Below are 9,130 nucleotides of genomic sequence, written 5' to 3' on the forward strand. Positions count from 1 at the left end.
ATGACAAAAGAAAAAAATGTAATTTTGACTGCTCGCGATATTGTCGTGGAATTTGACGTTCGTGACAAAGTATTGACAGCCATTCGCGGCGTTTCCCTTGAACTAGTTGAAGGAGAAGTATTAGCCTTGGTAGGTGAGTCAGGATCAGGAAAATCTGTTTTGACAAAGACTTTCACAGGTATGCTTGAAGAAAATGGTCGCATTGCCCAAGGTAGCATTGACTACCGTGGTCAAGATTTGACAGCTTTATCTTCTCACAAGGATTGGGAACAAATTCGTGGCGCTAAGATTGCGACTATCTTCCAAGATCCAATGACTAGTTTGGACCCAATTAAAACAATTGGTAGTCAGATTACAGAAGTTATTGTAAAACACCAAGGAAAAACAGCTAAAGAAGCGAAAGAATTGGCCATTGACTACATGAATAAGGTTGGGATTCCAGATGCAGATAGACGTTTTGATGAATACCCATTCCAATATTCTGGAGGAATGCGTCAACGTATCGTTATTGCGATTGCTCTTGCCTGCCGACCTGATGTCTTGATTTGTGATGAGCCAACGACTGCCTTGGATGTGACCATCCAAGCTCAGATTATTGATTTGTTGAAATCTTTACAAAACGAGTACCATTTCACAACAATCTTTATCACCCACGACCTTGGTGTGGTGGCAAGTATTGCAGATAAGGTAGCGGTTATGTATGCAGGAGAAATCGTTGAGTATGGAACTGTTGAGGAAGTCTTCTATGACCCTCGCCATCCATATACATGGAGTCTCTTGTCTAGCTTGCCTCAGCTTGCTGATGATAAAGGGGATCTTTACTCAATCCCAGGAACACCTCCGTCACTTTATACTGACCTGAAAGGGGATGCCTTTGCCTTGCGTTCTGACTATGCAATGCAAATTGACTTCGAACAAAAAGCTCCTCAATTCTCAGTATCAGAGACACATTGGGCTAAAACTTGGCTACTTCATGAGGATGCTCCAAAAGTAGAAAAACCAGCTGTGATTGCAAATCTCCATGATAAGATTCGTGAAAAAATGGGATTTGCCCATCTGGCTGACTAGGAGGAAGGAAATGTCTGAAAAATTAGTAGAAATCAAAGATTTAGAAATTTCCTTCGGTGAAGGAAGTAAGAAGTTTGTCGCAGTTAAAAATGCTAACTTCTTTATCAACAAGGGAGAAACTTTCTCGCTTGTAGGTGAGTCAGGTAGTGGGAAAACAACTATTGGTCGTGCCATCATCGGTCTTAATGATACAAGTAATGGGGATATCATTTTTGATGGTCAAAAGATTAATGGTAAGAAATCGCGTGAACAAGCTGCAGAATTGATTCGTCGTATCCAGATGATTTTTCAAGATCCTGCCGCAAGTTTGAATGAACGTGCGACTGTTGATTATATTATTTCTGAAGGTCTTTACAATCATCATCTGTTCAAGGATGAAGAAGAACGTAAAGAGAAAGTTAAAAATATTATCCGTGAAGTGGGGCTTCTTGCTGAGCACTTGACTCGTTACCCTCATGAATTCTCAGGTGGTCAACGTCAACGTATCGGTATTGCCCGTGCCTTGGTCATGCAACCAGACTTTGTTATTGCGGATGAGCCCATTTCAGCCTTGGACGTTTCTGTGCGTGCTCAAGTCTTGAACTTGCTCAAAAAATTCCAAAAAGAACTTGGTTTGACCTATCTCTTCATCGCCCATGACTTGTCTGTCGTTCGCTTTATTTCAGATCGTATCGCAGTTATTTACAAGGGTGTTATTGTAGAGGTTGCAGAAACAGAAGAATTGTTTAACAATCCAATTCATCCATATACTCAAGCCTTGCTTTCAGCGGTACCAATCCCAGATCCAATCTTGGAACGTAAGAAGGTCTTGAAGGTTTACGACCCAAGTCAACACGACTATGAGACTGATAAGCCATCTATGGTAGAAATCCGTCCAGGTCACTATGTTTGGGCTAACCAAGCCGAATTAGCGCGTTACCAACAAGGGTTAAACTAATAATGGTTTTATAATTTCCATATCAATTTTTATGGGAATTATAAACCTTTTTTTGTTGGACTGATTTGAAAAAATCTTTGAAAGAGTTTTCGAAAGAAATAGAATTCTTAGAAATCATTGAATTATAGTGAGATGAAATAAAATCTGAACAACTTTATTAGGAAAGTCAAATTCATTTCTAGAAAAGGTTTAGAAGTCGCGGCGAATTACTCTAGTTTCAATCTACTATAGTCTAATACTCTTCGAAAATCTCTTCAAACCACGTCAGCGTCTCCTTACCGTATATGTGTGATTGACTTCGTCAGTCTTATCTACAACCTCAAAATACTGTTTTGAGCAACCTGCGGCTAGCTTCCTAGTTTGCTTTTTGATTTTCATTGAGTCTAATATCTACAATGTAAAAAACTCTAGCTATCAGTTCATTGATAGTTAGAGTTTTTCTATTCATATGATTTAAGGAGTTTAAATAAGGCTTCTATTTCTGATGACGGTGTAGCTGATTTAAGGTAAGCGTAATAAACTGTAAAAGTTATCTTATCCTTCGGTATAAGAGGGATTTTTATTAAATCATCATCTTCATCAGAAAGTGCGATATCAGCCAGTAAACTAAGGCCAATCCCTTTCTTTAAAAGTTCTTTAAGAATGACAATATCATCTGTCTTAAAGAATATTTCTGCCTTGTTTTGATGCTTTTGATTAAGCATTTCAAAAGCTTTCAGGTGAACAAAGTGTTCGTCTAAGAGTATAAAGGATTGATCTACTAATTCTTCAAAAGCGAGGGAAGGAACAGTGGCAAAAGGATGGTTCTTAGATAAAACGACATACAGTTCTTTATGAAATAGCTCGTGTGTCTCTATTGAAGGATAATTGAGAGGTTCAATCAAACCGAGTAGGCTTGCATTAAGGCCTCCCTTAAGGAGAAGGTTTAATAACTCTACGGAGCCACCGCGGATAGGACGTATCTTTTTTAAAAAATCGAATTTATCTTTTTCGTTTAAGGCAGCAAAGAGATACTGAATGATAATAGGAGGGAATCCTACAGTAGAGTATTGTGCCAAGGAGCGATTAATTTCTTTGCGAGTAGAAATGACCTCAGGTAAGATCAGTTCTGTATGCTTTAGAAGGATTTGTCCTTGAGGAGTTAGCTTGAAGGAACGATGCGAGGGGTCATGGTGAATCAATTTGCAGTTAAAGTATTCCTCTAAGCGCTTGATAGCATAAGAAATAGATGGTTGGCTGACTTTATGTTGTTTTGCTACTTCCGTATAGGATTGAAGCTGGCAGAGGTCATAAAAATATTGTAGATCTTTTAAATTCATATGGGTTCACTTTCATTAGTTGGAGAAGGAAAATAAGTGGAAAACAGCAGATAAATAATTTTTATCCGTATCCTACAATTTGACTATACGAGTATTCACCAGTTAAAATGTAAGTGAGTCAGGGATCTCAAAGATTATCTAAGATACTCTCAAAAATGACCAACATTTTTTCTCGTTTATCAATAGGGAGCTGTTTAATCTTCATATTGATTCTTTTGAGTGAAAGATTGTCACTCTTATCAGAGGTTGATTCAAGGCTATCAAAATTGAAAAATTCCTCTGGGGTTATTTCTAGGGCGTCAATCACTTTTTCAAGACTGTGAATGGTCAGATTCACATTTTGGTTTTCAAGTTGATTGATATACTTAAGCCCGAGTCCTGCTTGTTCTGAAAGTTCTTCCTGGCTCATTTTATTCTGTGTTCGAAAATATTTCACTTTTTGGGAAATATATTGTTGTAAATAGTTTTTAGTTGTCATATAAATAGAATACAAGTTTTATATGACAAAAAACACCTTAAAAAATACAAAGTATTACATAACATACCTAGATGATATTTATTTTAATTAGGATTGTCAATTTGTATGATTGGTTTATTTTACTCGAAACTTTTAGTAAAGAGAGATCATCGAGAGTTTGATGAGTTCAGAAATTTATAACATATGCGTATACAATTGTATTATTTAAACAACAACGTTTTACGAACAATTCGTTTCATGTGGTATAATATAAGTAAAAAGGAGCTTGCACTATGACTGCACATGATATTTTAAACAATCCTTTCCTCAATAAAGGTACTGCCTTTACCTTAGAGGAGCGAAAGGAACTAGGCCTTATTGGTTTACTGCCACCGTATGTTCAAACGATTGAAGAACAAGCGGCGCAAACTTATGCACAAATGCAAACAAAGGCCAATGATTTGGAAAAACGTCTTTTCCTAATGGAAATTTTTAATACCAACAGGACTCTTTTCTATTACCTCTTTTCTCAACATTTGGAAGAATTCAATCCAATTGTATATGATCCAACCATTGCAGATACGATTGAAGGCTATAGTGATCTTTTTGTAGATCCCCAATATGCGGGATATCTTGATATTAATCATCCTGAAAATATTGAAGCTACTTTGAAAAACGCTGTCGGGGGTCGCGAGATTCGTCTCATTGTTGTAACAGATGCAGAAGGAATCCTTGGAATTGGCGACTGGGGAACAAATGGTGTCGATATTTCTGTTGGGAAATTGATGGTCTATACAGGTGCTGCTGGAATCGATCCTTCGATGGTCCTTCCTTTAGTCATTGATGCAGGGACTAACCGTGAAGAACTTCGTAACAATCCTAATTACTTAGGAAATCGTCACGAACGGGTCCGCGGAGATCGTTACTACGACTTCATTGACCAATTTGTTCAAACAGCAGAACGTCTCTTTCCTAAACTCTACCTTCACTGGGAAGACTTCGGCCGCTTGAATGCTGCCAATATTCTTGAAAAATACCGGAAACAAATTCCGACCTTTAATGATGATATTCAAGGTACAGGAATCGTTACCTTGGGTGGTATCTTCGGTTCGCTGGATATTAGTGGTGAAAAATTAACAGATCAAGTTTATCTCTGCTATGGTGGTGGTACTGCGGGTGCAGGAATTGCCTCTCGTGTTCTTCGTGAAATGGTAAGTGAAGGTCTTTCTGAAGAAGAAGCTTATAAACGTTTCTTTATGGTTGATAAACAAGGTCTTCTCTTTGATGACATGGATGACTTGACACCAGAGCAAAAACCATTTGCTAAGAAACGTGCTGACTTTAGTAACGCAGATAAGTTGACTGACCTGCTTGAAGTAGTGAAGACTGTGAAGCCAACTATTCTTGTAGGAACTTCAACTCAGCCTAATACCTTCACTAAAGAAATAGTAGAAGCTATGTGTGAAAACACAGAACGTCCAATGATCTTCCCTTTGTCAAATCCAACTAAATTGGCAGAAGCTAGTGCCAAAGATTTGATTGAATGGTCAGATGGCAAAGCTTTTGTCGCAACAGGAATTCCTGCTGATACGGTTTCTTATAAAGGTGTAGACTATGTGATTGGTCAAGCAAATAATGCCCTGATTTACCCAGGTCTTGGTCTAGGTATGCTGGCTTCTGAAGCAAGTATTTTGACTGATGAAATGATTGGAGCAGCGGCGCATTCATTGAGTGGTATTGTCAATCCAGGCCAACCAGGAGCTCCTGTCTTGCCACCATTCAAGTATGTAGCAGATGTTTCTATTAAAGTAGCAGAAGCAGTCGCTAAAAAAGCACAAGAGCAAGGTCTTGCACGCGCTAAGGAAACAGATATGGCCAAAGCAGTTCGTGATTTGAAGTGGTATCCAGAGTATAAATAATTCATTTCTGTTGCCTATCCTCGGGATACTTAGCTTATTTTGGATATGTTAGCAATCTACAGAGTTGATAACCGAAAAGTAAAGAGATTGTCGTATTGACTAATGGTTTTAAACAGTATAAAATAACTGTCGATTTTTTGTCCGACTGCCAAGAGTCAGTTTAATACTACACTAAAATCAAAATGCATTATATAATAGTGATATGAAATCAACCAAAGAAGAAATACAAGCCATCAAAACACTTTTAAAAAACTCTAGTACAACTGAATACCATAAAAGTCTTCAAATCGTTCTATTTTGTCTAATGGGCAAATCTTTGAAATTATCCTAAAAGAATTGAAAGAATTATGAAAGAATTTTCGAAAAATTTTAAAAAATTCTGAAATATTCTTGACAGGTGATGAAAAAGGTGGTAAGATAGGAAACATCAAAAAAGAAAGCAGAAAAAGAAATGAATAAGAGACAAGCTGTAACGATGAATCAAAACTTTTACTTTAGCTACTTTAGATAGTGTTTGTAGACATGTCACCATGGATGCAAACAGTTCAAGCAATTTGTTTGTATCTATGTGGCTAAGATTTTTGATTGTGGTCCATATAGATGAATATCTAAATGGACTAGCAAAGTTATAACTTGTTAGATTATTTCAAGCATCCGTTTAGATAGTATCTAGGCGGTTTTTTGTTTTATCTTTTCTGAGAAGGAGTTTCATTATGAAAGTTGTTCGAAAATTACTAGCACCCCTCTTGGTAGTGGGGATTCTCTTGACCTCTTTGATCAGTTTGCATCAGTTGAAGGCAGATAAGAAAAAAGATGTTTTTCGTATCGGTATTTCGCAGTTTATTACTCATCAATCTTTGGACGCTACTAGAGAAGGTTTTGTGGATGAGCTGGCCAAGCAAGGCTATGTTGAAGGGAAAAATATTGAGATTGATTTGCAAAATGCACAGGGAGAACAAAGAAATCTAAAAACCATTTCCCAGCAACTAGCAGAATCTAGTGATGTCGTTCTAGCCATCGCAACGCCTTCTGCTCAGAGCTTGGCCAATACAACACAAACGACACCTGTTATCTTTTCAGCGGTAACAGATCCTGTCAGTGCCAAGTTGGTAGAGTCAAGAGAGCATCCTGGGGGCAATGTAACTGGGACAAGCGATCAGTCATCAGATGCCATTTCAACCCAAATCAATTTGATAAAGAAAGTGTTGCCCAAGGCTAAAACGATTGGAATTCTTTATACTCAGAGCGAGCCAAACTCAGTTGTCCAAAAGGATGAAGCTAAGCGCCTTCTGGAAGAAAAAGGCTTTACCGTTGTTGAAAAAACAATCTTGGACAGTAACAATGTCAAAGCGGCAGCAGAGAGTTTGATGGCAGAAGTGGATATGGTTTTTGTACCAACGGACAATATCATTTCGTCAACCATGGAAACAGTTAAGCAGGTTTCTATTAAACACAAGGTTCCAGTATTCGGTGGCTCAACGGAAATGATTGCGGTTGGTGGTTTGTATAACTACGGTACCAATTATGAAGAATTGGGACGGCAGACAGCCCGCATGTTGATTCGTGTCTTAAAAGGTGAGAAACCAGAAAATATAGCAGTTGAGTTGCCTGAAAAACTGGAATTGCATACCAATCAAGAAATGGCAGATGCACTAGGAATTGATATTAGTAAGTTGGAAAGCAAGGAATAGGGAGGTTTAAGATGAGTTTTGTATTATCTAGTTTATCAGAAGGTTTGTTGTGGTCGATTATGGCCATTGGAGTTTACTTGACTTTCCGTATTTTGGATATTGCGGATATGACTGCTGAAGGAGCCTTTCCTTTGGGGGCAGCTGTCGTTGTATCGCAGATACAGGCAGGGACAAATCCTTGGATTGCGACCTTACTTGCTTTGCTGGCAGGTATGGTAGCTGGTCTTGTATCAGGAATGCTCCACACCAAGATGAAAATCCCAGCTTTCTTGACAGGGATTGTGACCTTGACAGGGCTTTATTCAATCAATATTAAAATCATGGGCAGTGTGCCCAATCTTTCCTTGGGAGATTCTTCAACTGTCTTTAAACAATTGGCGAGCTTGGGGCTGACAAATGAAGAAGCTGTTTTCTCATTCAGTTTGGCCTGTCTCCTACTTGTTTGTTTGGTCTTGACTCTTTTGATGAAAACGGAGATTGGATTGGTCTTGCGTTCGACTGGGGACAATATTCCGATGAGTGAGGCTAATGGGGTCAATGTAGACACCATGAAGATTGTTGGTTACATGATTTCAAATGGTTTGATTGCCCTGTGTGGTTCCTTGTTCGCTCAAAATGATGGATTTTCAGACGTAACCTCTGGGACAGGAACCATCGTTGTTGGTTTGAGTGCAGTTATTATTGCAGAAGTTTTGATACACGACTTGACCATTGGAGGTCGCTTGTTATCTATCGGAATCGGTGCCATTGTTTACCGTTTGATTATTTTAAATATCTATGAAATTCCAAATCTAGATCAAAACCTGGTACGTCTCTTTAATGCAATCTTGCTAGCCTTAGTATTATTTGCACCAGAACTGCAAAAGAGATTAAAGATTCGTGGTTTGAAACTGAGAAATGAATAGGAGGAGAAAGTTATGGCAAGTTTGTTAACACTTGAAAATATTCACAAAACCTTTGAAGCAGGGACGGTCAATGAGAACCATGTCCTCAAAGGATTAGACTTAGAGGTTGAAGAGGGAGATTTTATCTCTGTGATTGGTGGAAATGGAGCAGGGAAATCCACTTTGATGAATATCTTGGCTGGCAATCTATCGGTGGATGAAGGGGACCTTTTATTGGCAGGCAAATCCATTAAAAATCTTAGTGTAAGAAAGAGAGCCAAGGATATTGCCCGTGTTTTTCAAGATCCTAAGATGGGAACAGCTTCTCGTTTGACGATTGAGGAGAATATGGCTATTGCCTTGAGACGTGGGCAGAAGAGAGGGCTTGGTTGGGGCGTGAAGGAGAAGGAGAGAATCCAGTTCCAAGAGGCCTTGAAAGAGTTGAATATTGGCCTTGAAAATCGCTTGAAAGTGGATACCCAATACCTTTCAGGAGGACAAAGACAGGCCTTGACCCTAGTCATGGCAGCTCTGGTGAAACCTAAACTTTTGCTTTTGGATGAACACACTGCGGCGCTTGATCCGAAAACGAGTCAAATGGTGATGGACTTGACGCAAAAGATTGTGGAACACCATCAGTTGACGACTTTGATGATTACCCACGATATGAACCATGCGATTGAGTACGGCAATCGTATCATTATGCTCTATCAGGGTAAGATAGTGGTGGATGTCAAGGGAGAGGAGAAAAAGCATCTGACGGTTGAAAATCTCATGCATCTCTTCCAGAAAAATAGTGGTCAAAGTCTGGTCAGTGATGAATTGGTTTTGGGATAAAGAAAAAGGCTGAGATCT

General features: G+C 38.8%; 8 protein-coding genes and 1 pseudogene. 7 read left to right on the forward strand and 2 right to left on the reverse strand.

Annotation, left to right across the window (positions count from 1 at the left end; genetic code table 11):
* Together ACLNCW_RS07820 and ACLNCW_RS07825 are read left to right on the forward strand one after the other, a co-directional pair.
* A complete protein-coding gene (locus ACLNCW_RS07820) occupies positions 1-1,068 on the forward strand; it encodes an ABC transporter ATP-binding protein (protein WP_000159550.1) in 1,068 nt (355 codons plus the stop codon).
* Between the two features lie 10 nt (positions 1,069-1,078).
* Positions 1,079-2,005 carry an ATP-binding cassette domain-containing protein gene (locus ACLNCW_RS07825; protein ID WP_001291284.1) on the forward strand — a complete coding sequence of 309 codons (927 nt, stop codon included), beginning with the start codon at positions 1,079-1,081 and terminating at the stop codon, positions 2,003-2,005.
* Positions 2,006-2,445: 440 nt separating this feature from the next.
* On the opposite strand, the gene ACLNCW_RS07830 is transcribed toward ACLNCW_RS07825, so the two are convergent.
* Positions 2,446-3,324 carry a LysR family transcriptional regulator gene (locus ACLNCW_RS07830; protein ID WP_049492829.1) on the reverse strand — a complete coding sequence of 293 codons (879 nt, stop codon included), beginning with the start codon at positions 3,322-3,324 and terminating at the stop codon, positions 2,446-2,448.
* A gap of 127 nt (positions 3,325-3,451) precedes the next feature.
* A complete protein-coding gene (locus tag ACLNCW_RS07835) occupies positions 3,452-3,802 on the reverse strand; it encodes a helix-turn-helix domain-containing protein (RefSeq protein ID WP_000208711.1) in 351 nt (116 codons plus the stop codon).
* Positions 3,803-4,074: 272 nt separating this feature from the next.
* On the opposite strand from ACLNCW_RS07835, the gene ACLNCW_RS07840 reads away from it, so the two are divergent.
* The 5 genes and pseudogenes from ACLNCW_RS07840 to ACLNCW_RS07860 all read left to right on the forward strand — a co-directional run bounded on the left by ACLNCW_RS07840 (position 4,075) and on the right by ACLNCW_RS07860 (position 9,112).
* Positions 4,075-5,700 carry a malolactic enzyme gene (locus tag ACLNCW_RS07840; RefSeq protein ID WP_269795188.1) on the forward strand — a complete coding sequence of 542 codons (1,626 nt, stop codon included), beginning with the start codon at positions 4,075-4,077 and terminating at the stop codon, positions 5,698-5,700.
* 202 nt (positions 5,701-5,902) lie between these two features.
* Positions 5,903-6,022, forward strand: a pseudogene (locus ACLNCW_RS07845) (IS630 family transposase); the annotation flags it as partial.
* A 391-nt stretch (positions 6,023-6,413) separates the two neighbouring features.
* A complete protein-coding gene (locus ACLNCW_RS07850; protein ID WP_049543735.1) occupies positions 6,414-7,391 on the forward strand; it encodes an ABC transporter substrate-binding protein in 978 nt (325 codons plus the stop codon).
* Between the two features lie 11 nt (positions 7,392-7,402).
* Positions 7,403-8,296 (forward strand): ABC transporter permease, encoded by an 894-nt coding sequence (locus ACLNCW_RS07855; protein ID WP_424845863.1) that lies wholly within the window; start codon positions 7,403-7,405, stop codon positions 8,294-8,296.
* Positions 8,297-8,308: 12 nt separating this feature from the next.
* A complete protein-coding gene (locus ACLNCW_RS07860; RefSeq protein ID WP_024057379.1) occupies positions 8,309-9,112 on the forward strand; it encodes an ABC transporter ATP-binding protein in 804 nt (267 codons plus the stop codon).
* Positions 9,113-9,130 lie beyond the last annotated feature (18 nt).

Origin of the sequence: Streptococcus sp. CL6.22, from assembly GCF_049738055.1 — a bacterium.
Lineage (GTDB): Bacteria > Bacillota > Bacilli > Lactobacillales > Streptococcaceae > Streptococcus > Streptococcus mitis_DJ.

What these genes read in the sequence shown, in the direction of transcription:
- ACLNCW_RS07825 (WP_001291284.1), top strand. Translation starts at nt 1,079, where the DNA reads ATGTCTGAAAAATTAGTAGAAATCAAAGATTTAGAAATTTCCTTCGGT.
- ACLNCW_RS07830 (WP_049492829.1), bottom strand. Translation starts at nt 3,324, where the DNA reads ATGAATTTAAAAGATCTACAATATTTTTATGACCTCTGCCAGCTTCAA.
- ACLNCW_RS07860 (WP_024057379.1), top strand. Translation starts at nt 8,309, where the DNA reads ATGGCAAGTTTGTTAACACTTGAAAATATTCACAAAACCTTTGAAGCA.
- ACLNCW_RS07840 (WP_269795188.1), top strand. Translation starts at nt 4,075, where the DNA reads ATGACTGCACATGATATTTTAAACAATCCTTTCCTCAATAAAGGTACT.
- ACLNCW_RS07850 (WP_049543735.1), top strand. Translation starts at nt 6,414, where the DNA reads ATGAAAGTTGTTCGAAAATTACTAGCACCCCTCTTGGTAGTGGGGATT.
- ACLNCW_RS07855 (WP_424845863.1), top strand. Translation starts at nt 7,403, where the DNA reads ATGAGTTTTGTATTATCTAGTTTATCAGAAGGTTTGTTGTGGTCGATT.
- ACLNCW_RS07835 (WP_000208711.1), bottom strand. Translation starts at nt 3,802, where the DNA reads ATGACAACTAAAAACTATTTACAACAATATATTTCCCAAAAAGTGAAA.
- ACLNCW_RS07820 (WP_000159550.1), top strand. Translation starts at nt 1, where the DNA reads ATGACAAAAGAAAAAAATGTAATTTTGACTGCTCGCGATATTGTCGTG.